At 34.0% G+C, this 19363-nt stretch carries 18 protein-coding genes and 2 tRNA genes; 9 read left to right on the plus strand and 11 right to left on the minus strand.

From position 1 onward, the window contains the following. Positions 1 to 158 precede the first annotated feature (158 nt). Entirely contained in the window at positions 159 to 524 is a 366-nt protein-coding gene (locus tag AAYQ19_RS16845) for a hypothetical protein (protein WP_343537820.1), read from the plus strand. A gap of 113 nt (positions 525 to 637) precedes the next feature. Then, positions 638 to 1279, plus strand: coding sequence for an O-methyltransferase (locus tag AAYQ19_RS16850; RefSeq protein WP_343537822.1), 642 nt, complete (start codon positions 638 to 640; stop codon positions 1277 to 1279). Positions 1280 to 1466: 187 nt separating this feature from the next. Here AAYQ19_RS16850 and AAYQ19_RS16855 read toward each other — a convergent pair whose 3' ends face one another. The 7 genes from AAYQ19_RS16855 to AAYQ19_RS16885 all read right to left on the minus strand — a co-directional run bounded on the left by AAYQ19_RS16855 (position 1467) and on the right by AAYQ19_RS16885 (position 7551). Further along, positions 1467 to 2030: a phosphatase PAP2 family protein gene (locus tag AAYQ19_RS16855; RefSeq protein ID WP_343537824.1), complete on the minus strand. Its 564-nt coding sequence runs from the start codon at positions 2028 to 2030 to the stop codon at positions 1467 to 1469. Position 2031: 1 nt separating this feature from the next. After that, the gene (locus AAYQ19_RS16860; RefSeq protein WP_343537826.1) at positions 2032 to 2400 is read right to left on the minus strand and encodes a Sec-independent protein translocase subunit TatA/TatB; all 369 of its coding nucleotides are present in this window, start codon (positions 2398 to 2400) and stop codon (positions 2032 to 2034) included. A 107-nt stretch (positions 2401 to 2507) separates the two neighbouring features. Further along, entirely contained in the window at positions 2508 to 4754 is a 2247-nt protein-coding gene (locus tag AAYQ19_RS16865; protein WP_343537828.1) for a M1 family metallopeptidase, read from the minus strand. A gap of 66 nt (positions 4755 to 4820) precedes the next feature. Then, positions 4821 to 5327, minus strand: a complete 507-nt coding sequence (locus AAYQ19_RS16870; protein WP_132989385.1) for a DUF6702 family protein — start codon at positions 5325 to 5327, stop codon at positions 4821 to 4823. Continuing rightward, entirely contained in the window at positions 5324 to 6076 is a 753-nt protein-coding gene (gene bamP / locus AAYQ19_RS16875; RefSeq protein ID WP_343537830.1) for a BamP family beta-barrel-assembly machinery protein, read from the minus strand. The genes AAYQ19_RS16870 and bamP overlap by 4 nt, the downstream gene beginning before the upstream one ends. After that, positions 6066 to 6710: a carboxypeptidase-like regulatory domain-containing protein gene (locus AAYQ19_RS16880; protein ID WP_343537832.1), complete on the minus strand. Its 645-nt coding sequence runs from the start codon at positions 6708 to 6710 to the stop codon at positions 6066 to 6068. Before AAYQ19_RS16880 ends, bamP begins: the two co-directional genes overlap by 11 nt. Before the next feature lie 70 nt (positions 6711 to 6780). Beyond that, entirely contained in the window at positions 6781 to 7551 is a 771-nt protein-coding gene (locus AAYQ19_RS16885) for a carboxypeptidase-like regulatory domain-containing protein (protein WP_343537834.1), read from the minus strand. Positions 7552 to 7716: 165 nt separating this feature from the next. On the opposite strand from AAYQ19_RS16885, the gene pepE reads away from it, so the two are divergent. After that, positions 7717 to 8424, plus strand: coding sequence for a dipeptidase PepE (gene pepE / locus AAYQ19_RS16890; protein ID WP_343537836.1), 708 nt, complete (start codon positions 7717 to 7719; stop codon positions 8422 to 8424). A gap of 146 nt (positions 8425 to 8570) precedes the next feature. On the opposite strand, the gene AAYQ19_RS16895 is transcribed toward pepE, so the two are convergent. Together AAYQ19_RS16895 and AAYQ19_RS16900 are read right to left on the minus strand one after the other, a co-directional pair. Then, a tRNA-Gly gene (locus tag AAYQ19_RS16895) sits at positions 8571 to 8643 on the minus strand. A gap of 66 nt (positions 8644 to 8709) precedes the next feature. Further along, a tRNA-Gly gene (locus AAYQ19_RS16900) sits at positions 8710 to 8782 on the minus strand. Between the two features lie 135 nt (positions 8783 to 8917). On the opposite strand from AAYQ19_RS16900, the gene AAYQ19_RS16905 reads away from it, so the two are divergent. Together AAYQ19_RS16905 and AAYQ19_RS16910 are read left to right on the plus strand one after the other, a co-directional pair. Beyond that, positions 8918 to 9355 carry a GNAT family N-acetyltransferase gene (locus AAYQ19_RS16905; RefSeq protein WP_343537838.1) on the plus strand — a complete coding sequence of 146 codons (438 nt, stop codon included), beginning with the start codon at positions 8918 to 8920 and terminating at the stop codon, positions 9353 to 9355. Position 9356: 1 nt separating this feature from the next. Further along, positions 9357 to 10943, plus strand: a complete 1587-nt coding sequence (locus AAYQ19_RS16910; RefSeq protein WP_343537839.1) for a L,D-transpeptidase family protein — start codon at positions 9357 to 9359, stop codon at positions 10941 to 10943. Here AAYQ19_RS16910 and AAYQ19_RS16915 read toward each other — a convergent pair. Further along, positions 10932 to 11654 carry a murein L,D-transpeptidase catalytic domain family protein gene (locus AAYQ19_RS16915; RefSeq protein WP_343537841.1) on the minus strand — a complete coding sequence of 241 codons (723 nt, stop codon included), beginning with the start codon at positions 11652 to 11654 and terminating at the stop codon, positions 10932 to 10934. The genes AAYQ19_RS16910 and AAYQ19_RS16915 overlap by 12 nt on opposite strands. Before the next feature lie 320 nt (positions 11655 to 11974). Here AAYQ19_RS16915 and AAYQ19_RS16920 point away from each other — a divergent pair, with 320 nt between their 5' ends. Then, positions 11975 to 14404, plus strand: coding sequence for a DUF5916 domain-containing protein (locus tag AAYQ19_RS16920; RefSeq protein ID WP_343537843.1), 2430 nt, complete (start codon positions 11975 to 11977; stop codon positions 14402 to 14404). A 139-nt stretch (positions 14405 to 14543) separates the two neighbouring features. Continuing rightward, the gene (gpmI, locus tag AAYQ19_RS16925; protein WP_343537844.1) at positions 14544 to 16061 is read left to right on the plus strand and encodes a 2,3-bisphosphoglycerate-independent phosphoglycerate mutase; all 1518 of its coding nucleotides are present in this window, start codon (positions 14544 to 14546) and stop codon (positions 16059 to 16061) included. A gap of 129 nt (positions 16062 to 16190) precedes the next feature. Here gpmI and AAYQ19_RS16930 read toward each other — a convergent pair whose 3' ends face one another. Further along, positions 16191 to 17444 carry a DUF445 domain-containing protein gene (locus AAYQ19_RS16930; protein WP_343537845.1) on the minus strand — a complete coding sequence of 418 codons (1254 nt, stop codon included), beginning with the start codon at positions 17442 to 17444 and terminating at the stop codon, positions 16191 to 16193. Between the two features lie 237 nt (positions 17445 to 17681). Between AAYQ19_RS16930 and map the strand changes: the two genes are divergently transcribed. After that, the gene (map, locus tag AAYQ19_RS16935) at positions 17682 to 18500 is read left to right on the plus strand and encodes a type I methionyl aminopeptidase (protein WP_343537847.1); all 819 of its coding nucleotides are present in this window, start codon (positions 17682 to 17684) and stop codon (positions 18498 to 18500) included. Between the two features lie 19 nt (positions 18501 to 18519). Then, positions 18520 to 19293, plus strand: a complete 774-nt coding sequence (locus AAYQ19_RS16940; RefSeq protein WP_343537849.1) for a class I SAM-dependent methyltransferase — start codon at positions 18520 to 18522, stop codon at positions 19291 to 19293. Positions 19294 to 19363 lie beyond the last annotated feature (70 nt).

Consider the following 19363-nt stretch of genomic DNA (forward strand, 5'->3'; position numbering starts at 1 on the left):
CGGCTTTCATTCTAATAGAAAATTTTGGCACAAGAATTGTCTTGCACATTTAAGGAAAAATAATCTTACAAAGCGCGCACTAATTTTAAAATTTGTAATTTTATGTTTTCGACGATATAACCTTTATTATTTTAATAAACCTAAAAAGACAATTCATTATGAAAAAACAAATTTTAAGCTTAGCTGTTGTTGCTTTATTAGCATTCGGTGTACAATCATGCGGGAATAAAGACCCAAAACCTGCAGATGACGAATTAACTCTTGGAAACAAAGTTGACTCTCTAACTACTGATATTGAAGAAGTAAAAGACAGCGCGGTAAGCAAAACTGAAAGTGCGGCTCAGGATGTTAAGGATGCAACTAAAAAGGCTGCTGACGATGTGAAAGATGCAACTAAAAAAGCTGCAGATGACGTAAAAGATGCCACTAAAAAAGGGGCTGAAAAAGTTGAAAATGCAGCGAAAGCAGCAAAAGACGGAACTGTAAAAACAGCAAAAGAAGTAAATGAAGCTTTGAAAAAATAATTTCATTTAAAAATCAAACTCAAAACCATTCGCCTAAAACGAATGGTTTTTTTATTCCCAAAAATTGAGTTTATAATTTTGTATTTTTGCTTCAAATTATTAAGACTCTGCAAATGCATTTTATATCACAAGAATTAGAAGATTACATCGAACAACATTCTGAAAACGAACCGGCATTACTAGCAAAACTCAACAAAGAAACCTATCAAAAAATTCTTTTGCCAAGAATGTTGAGCGGTCATTTTCAAGGACGCGTTTTGAGTATGCTTTCTAAACTGATTCGCCCTGTAAACATTCTTGAAATTGGAACTTATACTGGCTATGCTGCTTTATGTCTTTGCGAAGGAATGCAGGAAAACGGGCAATTACACACTATTGATATCAAAGAAGAATTAGTTGATTTTCAAAGAAAATATTTTGATGCCTCGCCTTGGGGAAGGCAGATTTTTCAGCATTTGGGCGAAGCCATTGATATCATACCAACTTTGGATGTAAAATTTGATCTCGTTTTTATTGATGCCGATAAAGAAAACTATCTGAATTATTGGGAAATGATTGTGCCAAAAATGAACAAAGGCGGTATTATTTTATCTGATAATGTTTTGTGGAGCGGAAAAATCCTAGAGCCAGTACACCCGAATGATGTAAGCACAAAAGTTCTTTTAGAATACAACCAACTTTTGAAAGATGATCCACGTGTTGAAACGGTTTTACTGCCTATTCGTGATGGACTGACAGTTTCAAGGGTACTTTAAAGATGCTGAGAAGCTAAGATTCTAAGTTTTTATCTTTTAATATAAAAAGGCTTTAGCCAAATACTTTGTATTTTGGCTAAAGCCTTTTCAATATAGCTTTTATAAAAAACCCAGCTAAGCTAGAGGCAATTCAAAAATTGATTAATTATTTAATTAAAAAACTTAGTACCTCAGCACCTTTAAAAATTTACTCTGGGAAATATTGCGGTTTTAATTTTCGGTAAACTAAATAAATTAGAGATCCGAAAAGAGCACCAAAGAAATATCCAGCAAGAATATCACCTGGATAATGAAGACCTAAATAAATGCGGCTGTAAGCAAAAACCAGAGGCCATAAAAACAAGAATCCTAAGTACTTGAAACGTTTTTTCAAAACCAAAAACAAGAAGGTTGCAACTGCCATTGTATTCGCAGCATGTCCAGAGAAAAAACTATAAGACTGTCGAACCTGAACGATTCTGATAAATGATTTAAGTTCCGGATTATTACATGGACGAAGACGCTCAAAAGTATGTTTAAACAAATTGCAGGTCTGATCTGTAAAAGCAATCAAAACTGCTATAAAAAGCAATAAATACAAGGTTTGTTTTCCTCCTATCTTTTTAAAAATAAGATAGAACAGCAAAAGGAAAAAAGGCGTCCAATTCAACTGACTGGTAATGATTAGCCAAAATTTATCGTATGTTTCAGAACCTAATCCATTAAGATACACAAAAAGATTTGTGTCTAATTCTTGTATTTTTTCAAGCATATTACATTTGACGTTTTATAGGTCCCGAAAGCGAATCAATATCTTCTTTTACTTGATCAATTTCTTTAGCCGTATCTCCTAAAAGATTTCCCGAATCCCCTAAAAGATTTCCTGAATCTCCTAAAATATTCGATTTTGCTTCATTGATTTGAGCGTTGATATTGCCTGTTATACTATTAAGAGATTTTGTATCAAGTCCGTTTGCTTCAGCTCCTTTTTGAATCTCGCTTTTAATATCATTGGTGGCGTTTTTTAATTGCGCCATAGCTTTACCCATCGTACGAGCAATTTCTGGCACTTTATCTGAACCAAAAAGCATTAATACTATAAACAGTATGAAAACTAATTCTCCTCCTCCTATACCGAACATATCTTTTTAAATTTTGTGTGGTCACAAAGATATTAAATTTTGATGCGTAGAGTTTTAAAATTTACTTAAAAAAAAAGACTCTTTTCAGAGTCTTTTTTAGTTTATTCTTAATCAAATTTTGATTTTTCTTCTGTTTTTGGCCAAGAGTTGTTGGTCACATCAATATCAGCAGTCATCAATTTTGGATCAATTTGGATACTTTTAATTGCTTTTGAAGTTGCATAAACTTTTTTCGCAGTATCATTATTTTTTCTCCAGATTTGTGCTGGGTACTGGTAATTATCTTTTGAACCATCTTCATAAGTGATTTCAACTAAGATTGGCATAATCATACCTCCTGGTTTGTTGAATTCAACTTCGTAGAAATATTTAGGCGATTTCAAACTTGTTTTTTCTTCTGCTGTAAAAGTTTGATTCACATAATCTGATAATAATTTTACGTCTTCAACTTTTAACGCTTTTTTGCTTGATGCGCTAACCTCAGCATTGTCTCCAGAAACTAAATATACAAACGGTCCTTTGTCTAAACCAAAACGTCCTTTTCTAACTTTCACATCTTTTAGATCAGCAGTTGGAGTTTCAGAAACATAATATTGTTTTACATCTTTAATTCCGATATCTACAAAATCAGTTGAATAGAACCATCCTCTGAAAAACCAATCCAAATCAACAGCCGAAGCATCTTCCATAGTTCTGAAGAAATCTTCTGGAGTTGGGTGCTTGAATTTCCATCTGTTTGCGTACGTTCTAAAAGCGTAATCAAACAATTCTCTTCCCATTACAACTTCTCTTAAAATATTAAGACCTGTTGCTGGTTTTCCGTAAGCATTATTACCAAATTGCTGAATTGTTTCAGAGTTAGACATAATTGGCTCTAAAAACTTTTGATCACCGCTCATGTAAGGAACGATATTTTTTGCTGGTCCACGTCTTGAAGGGAAATTTGGATCTAATTCTTGTTCAGCCAAATATTCTAAAAATGAATTTAAACCTTCATCCATCCAAGTCCATTGACGCTCATCTGAATTTACAATCATTGGGAAGAAAGTGTGTCCAACTTCGTGGATAACAACACCAATCATTCCGTTTTTAACTTCTTTGCTTGTCACTCCATTTTCGTCAGGACGACCAAAGTTCCAACAAATCATTGGGTATTCCATACCTTGATCTTCTGCAGAAACTGAAACTGCTTTTGGATAAGGATAATCAAATGTATGAGAAGAGTAGCTTTTTAAAGTATGTGCAACTGTCATTGTTGAAGTTTCTCCCCAAAGCGGATTTGCTTCTTTTGGATAAACAGATTCTGCCATTACCACTTTCCCTCCTAATTTTACAGCCATTGCATCGTAAATGAATTTTCTAGAAGAAGCAATTCCGAAATCACGAACATTTTTAGCACTGAATTTCCAAGTTTTTTTCTTTTCAGAAAACCCTTTTTCAGCAGCTTCAGCTTCAGCTTGAGTTACAATTACAACAGGCTTGTCAAATGATTTTTGAGCTTGTTCGTAACGCTTAACTTGTTCTGCAGTAAAAACTTCGCTTCTGTTCATCAATTCTCCTGTTGCATCAATTACGTGATCAGCAGGAACTGTAATATTTACGTCGAAGTTTCCAAAAGGAAGAGCAAATTCCCCACTTCCCCAGAATTGCATATTTTGCCATCCTTCAACATCATTATAAACTGCCATTCTTGGATAGAACTGCGCAATTACATATAATTTATTTCCGTCTTTTTCGAATAATTCATAACCAGAACGTCCGCCTTCTTTTCTGTAATTATTGATGTTGTACCACCATTTAATAGCTAAAGAGATTTTTTCACCTGGTTTTAAAGGAGTCGCCAAATTAATACGCATCATTGTTTCGTTGATGGTATACGACATTGGATTTCCTTTAGCATCTTTTACTTGCTCGATATTAAAACCGCGCTCAAGATCTTTTTTCAAATATTTGCTTGAAAAACCATCAAGAGGCAATACTTGATTGATTTTTTCGCTTTCCGCTAAAGTACTTTGTGTATTTGCTCTCGCTTGATTTTGATCTAATTGAATCCACAAATATTCTAAACTATCTGGTGAATTGTTAGAATATGTAATAACCTCAGATCCTGCTATTTTTGAATTTTTATCGTCTAGTTCGATATCAATTTTATAATCTGCTTGTTGCTGGTAATAAGCTGGCCCTGGTGCTCCAGATGCAGTACGAAACATATTTGGAGTAGCCAACAAATCATACATTTGGTTGAATTTGTTTGTGTCATACTTTCCTTGTTGCCTTGGAACAGGTGGGGTATTTGCTTTTTCCTGAGCAACCAACATCGCAGGAAAAAGTAATAATAGCGAAAGTTTTTTCATAAAAGTTTAATGGTAATTTTATCAGGGTGTGAAAATAACAATTAAAATGATAATTTCACCCATCCATTAATACTTTAACACTTCTTTCCTTGAAGATTCTGTAAAAAGCACACTCTTTTTTGTACCAAACGCTGAAATATGTGTAATGTTTTGCTGTTCAGCATTCCAATCCACTAAAATCGTGTTTGAAATTTCGAGCGTCTTGAATTTATCAATATCTTTTATTCTTGAATAACAAACCAAAACATCTCCAGATTCAACTTCTTTAGATAAAAATGTAATCACTTTTGGCTGGCCATTAACTTTCATGGTAAAATTCTCAGCAAGATACTTTTTCAAAAGCTCAACATCTTCTGGAGTTTCTTTTTCAGTACCAATGAAGGTTTTTTTATGGTATTTCTTTTCTATTCCGTTATTCAAATCATCCACAAAAATTCGAGATGTAATTTGAATCATTTTTTTTTCGGCGGCGTAATTCACCTGAAAAACACCCATATAAAACTTATGGAAGGCAAATGCGGAGAGCAATAAAAATAAAACCCCAATTAAGGGGTAAATCAATCTTTTTTTCATTTTTCAGTGACATTCGATTTTTTAAATTCCTTATTCTTATTGATCAGAAAATCGATCAATTCAAATTTTTGATCTGGATCAACATGTCGTTTAGATTCCGGATCATTAGAACAATACATTAAGAACAAATCTATTTCGTCTTCTTTCAACCCTAATGTTTTAGTAAAAAAATCAGGCTTAAAATTATCTTTTGCATAAGCAACAAAAGCAATATCTGATATTTCCTCTTCTTTTACATCTTCTTTTTTCTTCAAAAGTTTCTTGACGTCTTTAAAGATTCGGACAAAATCAGTTCCGTATTTTATAGTTTGATCAGAATACATTGCTGTATTTTTTGCCGTTGACTGTTTGTCATCTTCAAATTGCATATCGACAATTGATTGTGAGCCAACTCCTAGTGTTTTTACTTTTAAATCTTTATGAACGACAACTTCCTTTAATTGGTTGTTAACCAAATCCAATTGAACTTTAAATAAAATTTCAGCGCAATCTTTTTCTGTTAAAACAATTTTTTTAGACTGAAATGCCATCCCGGTAAAAACCAAAGTATCCTTTGGCCTTGCCAAAATATCAAACAATCCGCCAGAACCAATAAACGTTCTGCTGTTGGCATTAATGTTCATTACATACCCGCTTTCAATTGTTAATGATGAATTTACCACTTGTCCATGAAGTGACAACCTAGTGTTTTGCCCTAATGCAATTTGACAAAACAAGCAAACAACGAATATTCCTAATTTATTTTTCATTTTCGAGAATTATTAAATACTTTCTGGCTAAATCTGTGATTAAAAACATACTCATTGTTTTGTTCTTTGTATTCAAAGATACGGCAAATTGAGCATCATCCACACAAAATAATTGAAATCCTTTAATATCATCTACAGGAATTTTCAATCGCTCAGTATAATAATTCTCTTCAAAAAGATATTCTAATTTTCTGAAAAGCATTTCCTTCTTTTCTACAGCAACTTCTTTTTTTAGCATTGTAGTTCGGCCAGAAATCTTATTGAGTAATTTATCTATCGAAGTTGAAGTTGCAGTATACACTTTTCTCTCAGCTGGCGTGTATGTTTTTTGCCCATGTGGCACAATTCCGAGGTTTTCGGTTGTGATATATGGATTTTCATTTACAACAACCTCCTTCAATTCAATTTCTTTGGCAGTCATTTTAATCAGAAGCTTATCCAAATTCAAATCTTCGGCAGTAATTCTATGTTTTAACGGATCTAAATTTACAGATGAAAAAACAAGCACATCGCCTTCTTTTACGGCAATAGAAAACATTCCGTTTGCATCTGAAATTGTAGAAACTTGTGTTGTATTATTGACAATATTTACGCCATCAACAGAAGTCGACTGCTCTAAAATTTGCCCAAGCATTTCTTTTCTGACCAAATTTTGACCAAAGCCAAACTGCATCAGCAACAAAAAAAAGATTATATGTAAAGTATTATTTGATTTCACTAGCAATCATTTCTTTATATTTTGTTGCCAATTCAGCCAATAAAAACTCTGTGGAAGTTTTATTTTTTGAGTCCAAAATAATTGTAAACTTATCATTCTCGACCGCATAATACTCAAACCCTTTTACATATTCACTCGGAATCTTCAAAACATTTATAAAATGCTCCAAAGTAAACATTTTTTCCAAAAGCTTCATAAAAGCTTCTTTCTTCTCGACCTCAGCTTCTTTTTTAAGCATTGCTGTTCTTCCTGAGAAGAAATTCAGCAAAGGATCTGCAGAAATCGATCCGCCCGCCATACCATTTTCTCCGCCAGCTTGCGCATCTAAACCAGTTGCCGTACGAAGTCTTCTTTCTGCTTGCGTATATGTTTTTTGTCCGTACGGAACAATTCCTAACGACTCTGCATTAATTCCATTATAATTCCGAACCACAACTTCTTGGAGCTGATGCATCACCATGCTCAATTTTACAGTAAAATTAAGATCTGAAAAATTGTCACCTGTCAATAAAACTCTTTTTTCTTTAAATTGTATTGATGAAAAAACAAGCGTTTCTCCCGCTTTTGCAAAAATAGAAAAACCACCCGATGCATCTGTCATTGTCATTGCCTCTGTTTGCGCATTAACTACATAAACTCCTTCCATATCGGCACAGCTGGAAACAATTTTCCCATTGATGACCGTTCGTTCTTCAACTTGCGAAATGGCATTCTGCCCGCAAAACACCAACAAAAAACAAGCAATTTTATTAATCAAAATGATAAAAAATTAAAATTATTCTTAAAGCCGTAAAAATATCTTAATGTGTTCAAAATTTAATATTAAGGACTTGGTAAAAATATGTTAATTAAACCTTTGCAATCTTCACAAAAAAGAGAGTTTTTAATATCTTTAGCGTACAGAATCTGATTTTAAAAAATTATGAAAAGCGTCATTATTGCCAGCACTTCTACTCTACACGAAGGCAGTTATTTAGAGTATTTATTACCCACTTTACAATCTCATTTTAAAAATTGCAAAAGCATTTTATTTATTCCATATGCACGCCCAAGTGGCATTTCGCATGACGAGTACACGCAAAAAGTTTCACAGGCTTTCGCAACTATTAACATTTCAGTAAAAGGAATTCACGAATTTGAAGACGTGCAAGATGCAATTAAAAATGCAGAAGGAATATTTACAGGCGGCGGAAATACATTTTTGCTGGTAACTCAGCTTTACAAAAATAACATCATGCAGCTTCTTTCTGAAACCGTAAAAAATGGTACGCCTTATTTAGGAACAAGCGCCGGAAGCAATATTTGCGGTTTGTCAATGCAAACTACAAACGATATGCCTATCATTTATCCGCCAAGTTTTCAGACTTTAGGATTAATTCCTTTTAATTTAAATCCGCATTATTTAGATCCAGATTTGCAGTCTAAGCACATGGGCGAAACGCGCGAAACTAGAATTAAAGAATTTCATGCTTTCAATTCCATTCCCGTTTTGGGCTTAAGAGAAGGAAGCTGGCTAGAAGTAAAAGGAGAAAAAGTCACTTTAAAAGGAAATCTGACAGCACGTTTGTTCAAACGAAACGAAACGCCGGTAGAGTTGGAAACCGAAAGTGATCTGAGCAATCTGAAATAATTTTCAAAACCATATAAGTTATATAAGTTCATTTAAATGAAGCTTCAAAAAACAACTTACATTTTCTTATATAACTTATATGGTTCAAAAAAAATAAGAAAGAATAAAAACAAAAAAGCCTCAAACAATGTTTGAGGCTTTTGAAGAGCGAAAGACGAGGCTCGAACTCGCGACAACCAGCTTGGAAGGCTGGAGCTCTACCAACTGAGCTACTTTCGCATTTGTGCTGCAAATATAAATAATTTTAATTTCTAAAAAAACAAAATCTAAAATTATTTATTTTAGAGCGAAAGACGAGGCTCGAACTCGCGACAACCAGCTTGGAAGGCTGGAGCTCTACCAACTGAGCTACTTTCGCATTGGTGGTGCAAATATAGAAAGAAAGTTAAGTTCAAAACAAGCTTTTGGGCAAAAAAATTCAATAAAAAACAACAATAATTTATAACACATTTAAAATTAAAAAGTTATAAATTGAAAAAAATTAAAAAAAATCATGACTATTATTAAAGAAATCCCATCAAAAGAGACTTATGCCGTTCGTCAACCTGTTTTAAGAGCAGGAAAACCTATTGAAAGTTGCATCTTTGAAGGCGATGATTTAGACACTACACATCATTTTGGTTTATTTGAAAATGAAAATTTAACAGGAATAATTTCATTATTTTCACAAATCAACCCTATATTTGCCGCAAAAAATCAAGCTCAGATTCGCGGAATGGCCGTTTTAGATACGCATCAGAAAAAAGGATTTGGAGAAGCTCTTGTCAAACATTGCGAAAATTACTGCTATCAAAACAAAGTTGAATTGATTTGGTTTAACGCACGAACTGCCGCTGTTGGCTTTTACAAAAAAATGAATTACGAGGTTTTAGGAGAACCTTTTGACATTAAGGATGTTGGAGAACATTATTTGATGTATAAAAAATTATAAAATGAAAAAACTTTACTTTCTTTTAGTGATATGCTTGTTTTTTGGTTGCAAAAAAGAAGAACCAAAAATCATTCCTGTTGTCAAAAAAAAGGCACCAGCAATCATACTTACTGATGAAAGAAAGGTTGAAATTGATACCGCTGTAATTGGCGCTTACAAAAGTGAGACCCTTAAACAGTTTTATAATTCATCTGAAAATAAAACTGTTTGGGGCAATCTTAAAAAACGAACTTATGTCTTATCACAACTGGAAAACGCCGACAAACTAGGTTTAGAACCAGAAGATTATAAAGCTTCGCAATTGCTAAAATTCGAAAAAAGAATTAGTTCACTAAGCGATACTGATTTGGCAACTTATGATATTTTGCTGACCTATAATTTTGAAAAATACCTGAATCATCTTTTCAAAGGAAAACTAGATCCTAAAACAATCTATACTGATTGGGATCTGGATGAAAAAGTTCTTGATGTAAACGATGTGCTGATTAAAGCCTTCAACAAAAACAAATTAGACAGCATTGTCGATAATATCCAACCAAAATCTGAAACTTACAAAGAGCTTTTAAAAGCGCTTGAAATCATTAATACTTTTCCGGATGATAACATTGGCACCATCGAATCATTGGAAAAAATCACAGTAAAAGACACAAACAATGCTTTAATCAACATCAAAAAAAGGCTTTTATTTTGGGGCGACATGACTGGAAAAGACAGCAGTTTTACGAAAATATATGATAATAAAACATTTGAATCTGTAAAAAGATTTCAAGAACGCCACGGTTTGGCCGCCGATGGTGTAATTGGACAAGGAACTATAAGCGCTTTAAATTATTCGAAAGAAAAAAGAAAACAGCAAATTATTGCCAATTTAGAACGTTGGAGATGGTTTACCACTGATTTTGCTGAAAACTATTTCATTATCAACATTCCCGATTACAGCTTAAATGTGGTTGAAAATCAAGACACAACCTTGGTGAGAAATATTGTTGTGGGCACAAGCAAAAGAAAAACACCTATAATCACTTCGACGTTAAGAACAGTAGTTTTTAATCCAACTTGGACTGTTCCGCCTACTATTCTAAAAGAAGATGTTGTACCGGCCATGAAGCGAAATCGAAATTATTTGGCCAATAAAAACATAACGATATATGATACTTCAGGAAATGTAGTTGAGCCAAATAAATGGAATGAAAACAAACCTCATAACTACAGATACATTCAAAGTCCTGGCTACAACAATTCACTTGGTGTAATGAAAATTTTATTTCCGAATCACCATAGTGTTTATCTTCATGATACGAATCACCGAAATTATTTCGGAAGAAACAATCGATCATTAAGTTCTGGATGTGTGCGAGTTGAAAATCCGCTTGAATTAGCAGAACATATTTTGGCAGATTCTGTACGTTTTTCGAAGATAAAAATCGACACCATAATTGCTTCTAAAAAAACAACCAGCATCAAAATCACCAAAAAATATGCTTTATATCAATGGTATTGGACAGCATGGAGCAAAAAAAATCAGCTCATTTTTAGAGCTGATATTTATAATCTAGATTCGGATTTGTATGCTAAATTAAGAAATTAGCTTTTCTTCCATTGAGAAATTTCTTGATGGATGATAAATATACAAACACGATTTTCCTTTAATAGCTTCAATTATTTCATCTCGCAATTCAAAAGGAATTGCAGGACAACCTTGGCTTCTGCCTAATCTTTTGTGTGCTTTTATAAATGATTCTGACACATAATCAGCGCCATGCATTACAACGCCTCTTTCACGGGCATTGCTGTTAAATCCTTTTTCTAAGCCATCAAGACGTAATGACGTGCCGTGTTTTCCTTGATAAATTTCGCCAGTAGCATAAAATCCTAAACTACTTTTAAATGACGAATTATTATTTGAAAACGAAGATGCAAATTCTTCACCAGTATTTCTTCCGTGCGCTACTAGCGACTGAAACAAAATAGTATTACTCGATAAGTCAATTACCCAAAGACGTTTCATGTTTGATGACAAACTAAAATCAATCAAAGTCAAAATATCTTTTTGCACTATTCCTTTTTCTTTCAAAAGATAAAATCCTTTCAAAGCTTCAGAAAAAGTTTTAAGCTCTGGCAACTGAAAATGATTTGCATTTAAATTACTGTACACACTTTCAATCTTAGCATCGACCGTAAGTTTTTCAACTTTAGCAATGCTTTTTGTTGTTGCAGTTTTAATTTCGGGAGTGCTTTTTGAATCTTTACCAAAAGACAACAGGAAAAACACAAACAGGGGATAAATTTTGTAAATCATTGAATTTCTTTAGGTTAATATTTAAATTTGGGTAGGGCAAAAATATAAAAAATTCATAGCGATTTAAACGCAACATGCTGAAACAGTGCTTTTTTACTGAAACTTTAACAGAATAATAGTAAAAATTTTGCATTTTAAGCAAAAAACAAAAGTTTTTGTAAGATTTTTATTTACGGTAAAAAACTAAATGTTTTCTTACTTTTTCTTAAAAAAAATACAATTAAATAGTATTTTTGGCCTTTGAAACTGTAACATTCGAAACAAAAGAATGTCTATTACTGCATCAAACACCATTTTAGTTTTACCATTTTAAAAAATTCATGAAAAATTTAGTTTTCTTAAGTCTTCTTCTAACCTGTTTTTTGTGCCATAGCCAGAAAAAAACGCTACAGGCTCAAACCACCACAGAATCCATTTCAATTGATGGAAAACTGGATGAGGACGCTTGGGAAAACGCACCAATTGCAACTAATTTTATCATGTTTGAACCTGACAATGGCAAACAAATTCCCGAAGCCAAAAAAACCGAAATTAGAGTTCTTTATAACAATGACGCCATTTATATTGGTGCAATGATGTATGACGACGAACCCACCAAAATTTTAAAAGAAATATCTCAGCGCGATAATTTTGGAACTGCTGATATTTTTGGTGTTTTTGTCAATGGCTTTAATGACGGCCAACAAAATTTTGAGTTTTTTGTTTCAGCGGCAGATGTTCAAGGCGATTGCATTATGACTGATGCCATTGGAGAAGACTATTCGTGGGATGCTGTTTGGTTGAGCAAAGCCAGAATTACCGATAAAGGCTGGATTGTAGAAATCAAGCTTCCGTATGCTGCGCTTCGTTTTTCTGCAGAAAACAAACAAACTTGGGGCATCAACTTTTTTAGAGAAATAAAACGCGAACGAAAAAAATATACTTGGAATTTAATTGATACCAAAATAGGAACATTTACCCAGCAAAATGGAGAATTGGCGGGAATTGAAAACATCAAACCTCCTACTCGATTGTTCTTTTTGCCGTATGCTTCTTATTATCTAAATGCAGCAGACGGCCAAAAAACGTACGGCACAATGAAAGGCGGAATGGACATTAAGTACGGAATTAATGATGCTTTCACACTTGATGCTATTTTGATTCCCGATTTTGGACAAACAAAATACGATGACCGAATTTTGAATCTTAGTCCGTTTGAACAGCAGTTTAATGAAAATCGCGCTTTTTTTACTGAAGGGACCGACTTGTTTAACAAAGGAAATATTTTTTATTCAAGAAGAATTGGCGGAAGCCCATCCATCGATCCAGACTTAAATGACAATGAAGAAATCATTGAAAATGTTCAAAACGTTAGTCTTATTAATGCATTAAAAGTTTCTGGAAGAACAAAAAAAGGATTGGGAATTGGAGTTTTGAATGCTGTTACTGAAAAAACATTTGCTACAATAAAAGACACGATTTCAAACGAAACACGTCGTGTCATTGTCGAGCCTCTGACTAATTATAATGTTTTGGTGCTTGATCAGCGTTTTCGCAAAAATTCATCAGTTACCTTTATTAATACCAATGTGACGAGAAATGGTCATTACAGAGATGCCAACGTAACTGGGCTTGCTTGGGATTTAAACACAAAAGCAAATACTTACAGTTTATATGGAAATGCCAAATACAGCCATATTAACATGGAAGAAGATAAAAATGGTGTTTTTACAACAATTGGTTTTGCAGAAACTAGCGGAAAATACCGTTATAGTGTAGGTTCTGACTTTGTGACCAAAGGTTATGACCCGAATGACCTCGGAATCAATTTTTACACGAATTATTACAACTTTTATGGAAATGCAAATTATAGAATTCTAAACCCAACAAAGCTTTTCAATAGCTTTAGAATCAATTATAATATGTATGCCGAATTCAACAAGGAATCTGGATTGCTACAAGATAACAGCATTAATGCAAACGTAAACCTGACAACCGTAAAAAACAATTATTATGGTGGCGGAATAACAGTCTATCCTATGGAATCTCATGATTATTATGAACCAAGAGCCGACAATAGATATGTGATTATTCCGAGAAAAATTGAAGCTTGGGGAAGCGTTTCTACTAATTACAATCACAAATTCGCAATTGACTTGAATCCGTCGATTGCGATTCTAGATGAACCTGGGCGAACTTCATATGGAATTGATATTGGACCAAGATACCGTTTTAACGACAAATTATTGCTGACGTATTATTTTAGTTTTTTCAGAAAAAACAACAACAAAGGATACATTGATAGCGTTGATGCAGATGACAATGAAGCAACTCCAAATACTATTGTTTTTGCCAATAGAAATGTTGTTACTTACTCAAATACGCTAGGCGGAAAATATGCTTTAAACAGCACGATGACGTTTAATTTATCGGTAAGGCAATATTGGTCTTATGCCGAAAACAAAGACATTTTACAACTTCAGGAAGATGGCACTTTAACGCCTTATCCTGATTATGATGAAAACAAAAATTCAAGCTTTTATTCCTGGAATGCTGACTTATCGTATTCGTGGTGGTTTGCTCCAGGAAGTCAGGTTTCGGTGCTATATCGCAACAATGCCGATAATTTTGAGCGCATTATCGATAAACAATATAAGGACAACGTAACTGCTTTACTTAATAATGACGCTTTAAAACATGCTTTTTCAATCAGTGTCAAATATTTTATTGACTACAATGCTGTCAAAAATAAGCTCAGAAAGAGAGCTTAGCGTGAATTAATTTTAAAAAATAAAGGCTTCTGCAATTAAATTATTATTTTTTGACACGCTTCATTTTATTAAATATAAATGTATCGCTGTTCCCTTGCAAAGTTTAGAAATGACTTATCTTTGTAGAAAACAAAAAGTAATGAACAAGAAAGTTATCCTTATGATTTTAGATGGTTGGGGAAAATCTCCTGACCCTAAAGTATCTGCAATAGACAATGCAAATGTTCCTTTTATAAACAGTCTTTACAAAAATTACCCAAGCGCTCAACTTAGAACTGATGGTCTGAATGTTGGTTTGCCAGAAGGTCAAATGGGAAACAGTGAAGTTGGCCACATGAACCTTGGAGCTGGAAGAATTGTTTATCAAGATTTAGCCAAAATTAATTTAGCTGTAGCAAACAAAACGCTTGCAAAAGAGCAAGTTTTAGTTGATGCATTTACTTATGCTAAAGCAAACAATAAAAAAGTACACTTTTTAGGATTAGTTTCTGACGGAGGTGTTCACTCACATACTTCTCACTTACGCGGCTTAATTGACGCTTCGCAAGAATATGGTTTAGATCAAGTTTATGTTCACGCTTTTACAGACGGACGTGATGTTGATCCTAAATCTGGAGCAAAATACATTCAAGATCTTGAAGATCATATTAAAAACACTCCAGTTAAAATCGCTTCAATCGTTGGACGTTACTACGCAATGGATCGTGACAAACGTTGGGAGCGTGTAAAATTAGCATACGACCTGGTAGTTAACGGAGTTGGAACTCCTTCTAAAAATGCAGTTGCAAGTGTTCTTGACAGCTACTCAAAAGATGTAACAGACGAATTTATTGAGCCTGTTGTTATTGTTGATGAAAACGAAAAGCCTCTTGCTACAATTGTTGAAGACGATGTTGTAATTTTCTTCAACTTTAGAACAGACAGAGGACGCGAGCTTACTGAAGCGCTTTCACAGCAAGATTTCCACGAGCAAAACATGCATAAATTAAACTTATATTATGTAACATTGACCAACTACGATGAAACGTACCAAAACGTAAAAGTAGTTTACAATAAAGATAATATTACAGAAACTCTTGGTGAAGTTTTAGAAAAAGCTGGCAAAAAACAAATCAGAATTGCTGAAACTGAGAAATATCCTCACGTAACGTTCTTCTTCTCTGGAGGAAGAGAAACTCCTTTTGAAGGCGAATCAAGAATCTTGAGAAACTCGCCAAAAGTAGCAACTTACGATTTACAACCAGAAATGAGCGCTTACGAACTAGCTGATGCTCTTGTTCCTGAATTGAACAAAGGTGAAGTTGATTTCGTGTGTTTGAACTTCGCAAATGGAGACATGGTTGGCCATACTGGAATTATGGAAGCTGCAATTAAAGCTTGTGAAGCTGTTGACGCTTGCGCGAAAAAAGTGATCGACGCGGCTCTTGCGAATGGTTATACAACAATCGTAATTGCGGATCACGGAAACTGTGAAACGATGATCAATCCTGACGGAAGCCCAAATACAGCGCACACAACAAACCCAGTGCCAATTATTTTAGTAGACAAAGAATTGAAAAACATTCAAAATGGCGTTTTAGGTGATATTGCTCCAACAATTTTAGAATTGATGGGCGTTCAGCAACCAAATGCTATGACTTGCCATTCGCTTTTGTAGTTTACACCATATAAGCAATATAAGTTCATTTAAATTGAACTCAAAAAAATCTCGCAAAGACGCTAAGTCGCAAAGTAATTTATAAACTTTGCGCTTCTGCGACTTTGCGAGACTATTTTTATAGCTATATCAAAATAATATCAAATGATACAACTGCTCAACACCATAAATTACAAGGCCAATAAATCCACCAACTAGTGTTCCGTTGATTCTAATATATTGAAGATCTTTACCGATTTCTAATTCCAATTTTTCAGAAACTTCTTTTCCATCCCAACTTTTTACGGTTGACGAAATCAAATCCCCAATTACTTTTTTATTATTTAAAAGCATCTCCAATAAATCGTTCTTAATAAATCCGTTGATTTTATCGATCATTACGGCATCTTCCTTGATTCCATTTCCAAAAGTTTGAATCAAATCTGCAATATTGTTTTTTATTGAAGAATCATCACCACGGCTTAAATCGTTTGTAATGGAAAGTTTAATTTCATCCCAAATTCCGTTGATATAATCCTGAACTTCTTTTTTGCCAACAAAGCCCAAAATCATATTATTGATCTTTATTCGCATTTCTTCGGAGTTTTTGACTTTTTCCAAGAAATTAAAAATATACTCGTCAATTTTTAATCGCACTGCACTTTCTGGCTTTTTGGCTTCATTCAAAAAATCTTGCAAGCCATTAAAAACACCTTCTGTAATGCTTTTATCTGCCAATCCGAAACTCAGAAATGGAGTCGAAGCTTTTACTTTCTGTCTGATTAAATCTTTGTTATTCGTCAATTCAGAACTCATAACCTCCAACAGATTAGTCAGCATCTGATTTTTCAAATCTCCTTTTTGCAAAGGTTCTAATGCCAATGCCACCCATTCTCCAAAATTTATCCCTTCAATTTTTGCTGCAAACTGGACTTGAATGAATCGCTTTACATCTTCATCTTTTATGGTTCTTAAAATTCCAGGAATAACGCTCACTGCAACCGAATTGGCAATATTATTGGCATTTTCCTCCTGTGAAAGCCAATCCGAAGCTTTAGTCGCAAAATTGAATTCGTCCAATTTAACTTCTAATTTTTCGCGGTCGAGAAATTCTTCAGAAACAAAATTTCCAAGATTTTCGCCTATTTCATTTTTCTTGGTCGGAATAATGGCTGTATGCCAAATCGGAATTCCCATTGGATGACGAAAAAGCGCTACAACAGCAAACCAATCGGCAATTCCACCTACCATTGCCGCTTCACTGAAAGCCTGCAACATCGGAATTTTAAAATAAATAGCAATTAAAAACAACAACACTGCAACACCCAAAAGTCCCAAAGCATTTCGCTTCATTTTCTGCAGCGCTTTTACTTTAGCTATATCTTTATCTGTAATAGTTTCCATGATTACAACGGTTTTTACTACTAATTTAAGCCTTTTTTCTGAAACGCTTTAACTCTATCGATTGTTTAATCGCCACAAATTCAAGAATTTTCTCTTTTTCATCTGTAAAAATTAAAATTGGTGGAATTCAATTTTATATAATTTTGATTTGTATTAATTCGTGAATTCGTGGCTAAAAATTTTTAGTCAAAAAATGAGATAAAAATTGTACTTTTGCGAACTGAAAATGGGAAAAATATGATTATCCAAAAAACTAGAGAGGAAATCGAATTAATGCGCGAAAGTGCTTTAATCGTATCAAAAACATTAGGAATGATTGCTTCTGAAATTAAAGAAGGAGTTACTACATTATATCTTGACAAATTAGCCGAAGAATTTATTCGTGATCACGGTGCGGTTCCAAGTTTCCTTGGATTGTACGACTTCCCGAATTCGCTTTGCATGAGCCCAAATGCTCAGGTTGTTCACGGGATTCCTAATAATGTTCCTCTTAAAAGTGGTGACGTAATTTCAGTTGACTGTGGTGCTTTTAAAAATGGTTTCCACGGAGATCACGCGTACAGTTTCGAAATTGGAGAAGTTGCGCCAGAAGTTAAAAAACTTCTTCAGGTAACTAAAGAATCTCTTTACGTTGGAATTAGAGAATTTAAAGCTGGAAATCGCGTTGAAGATGTTGGAAATGCGATTCAAAAATATACTGAAGCTCACGGTTATGGAGTTGTTCGTGAATTGGTAGGACATGGTGTTGGGCAGAAAATGCACGAAGAACCAGAAATGCCAAATTATGGTAAAAAAGGAAGAGGAAAACTTTTTGTTGAAGGAATGGTGGTCGCAATCGAACCGATGATCAACATGGGGACGAGAAACATCAAACAACTAAAAGACGGCTGGACAATTTTAACTGCTGACGGAAAACCTAGTGCACACTTTGAGCACGACGTAGCTTTAGTGGATGGAAAACCAGAATTATTATCGACTTTCCAATACATCTACAAAGCTTTAGGAATCGAAAGCAACGAAGAAGACGAATTTAGAAAAATCCCATTAGTACTTTAATACAACCCGAATCAAACCAGTGAAGAAACTTTTTAAATTCGTACTTAATACAATTCCGCGTCCATTATTAATTCGTTTGAGTTACGTAGCGCGTCCCATTTTAGCTTTCTCTTTAAGAGGAGATAAATTTACAGATCCTATTGACGGAAAAAGCTTTAAATCGTTTTTGCCTTACGGATACGGAAAACAACGTAACAATGTACTTTCACCAAGTACGCTTTCTTTAGAGAGACACCGTTTGCTTTGGTTGTATTTAAACGATCAGACTGATTTTTTTACAGCGCCTAAAAAAGTATTGCATTTTGCTCCAGAACAAGCTTTTTACAAAAGATTCCGCAAGCAGAAAAACCTCGATTATACGACAACCGATTTACTTTCGCCTTTGGCAGATGTAAAAGCAGATATCTGTAATTTGCCTTTCAAAGACAACGAATATGACGTTATTTTATGTAATCACGTTTTAGAACACATTCCAGATGACACTAAAGCAATGCAGGAATTATACAGAGTTTTAAAACCTGGCGGAATGGCGATTTTGCAAATTCCACAGGATTTATCTCGCGAAGTTACTTTTGCAGATGATTCGATTACAGATCAAAAAGAACGCGCTAAAATCTTCGGACAATACGATCACGTGCGTGTTTACGGACGCGATTATTTCGATAAATTAAGAAGCATTGGATTTATTGTTATCGAAGAAGATTACACTAACAAAATTGCACCAGAATTGGTTGAAAAATACTGTTTGGCAAAAGGCGAAATTATCCCGCTTTGCTTCAAACAGGAAAACTAATTTTTCACCAAATAAGTGATACAAGTTCATTTAAAAGGAGTTTTCAAATTATTATTATTTTGAAACTCCT

This window comes from Flavobacterium mesophilum, assembly GCF_039581405.1.
Taxonomy (GTDB): domain Bacteria; phylum Bacteroidota; class Bacteroidia; order Flavobacteriales; family Flavobacteriaceae; genus Flavobacterium.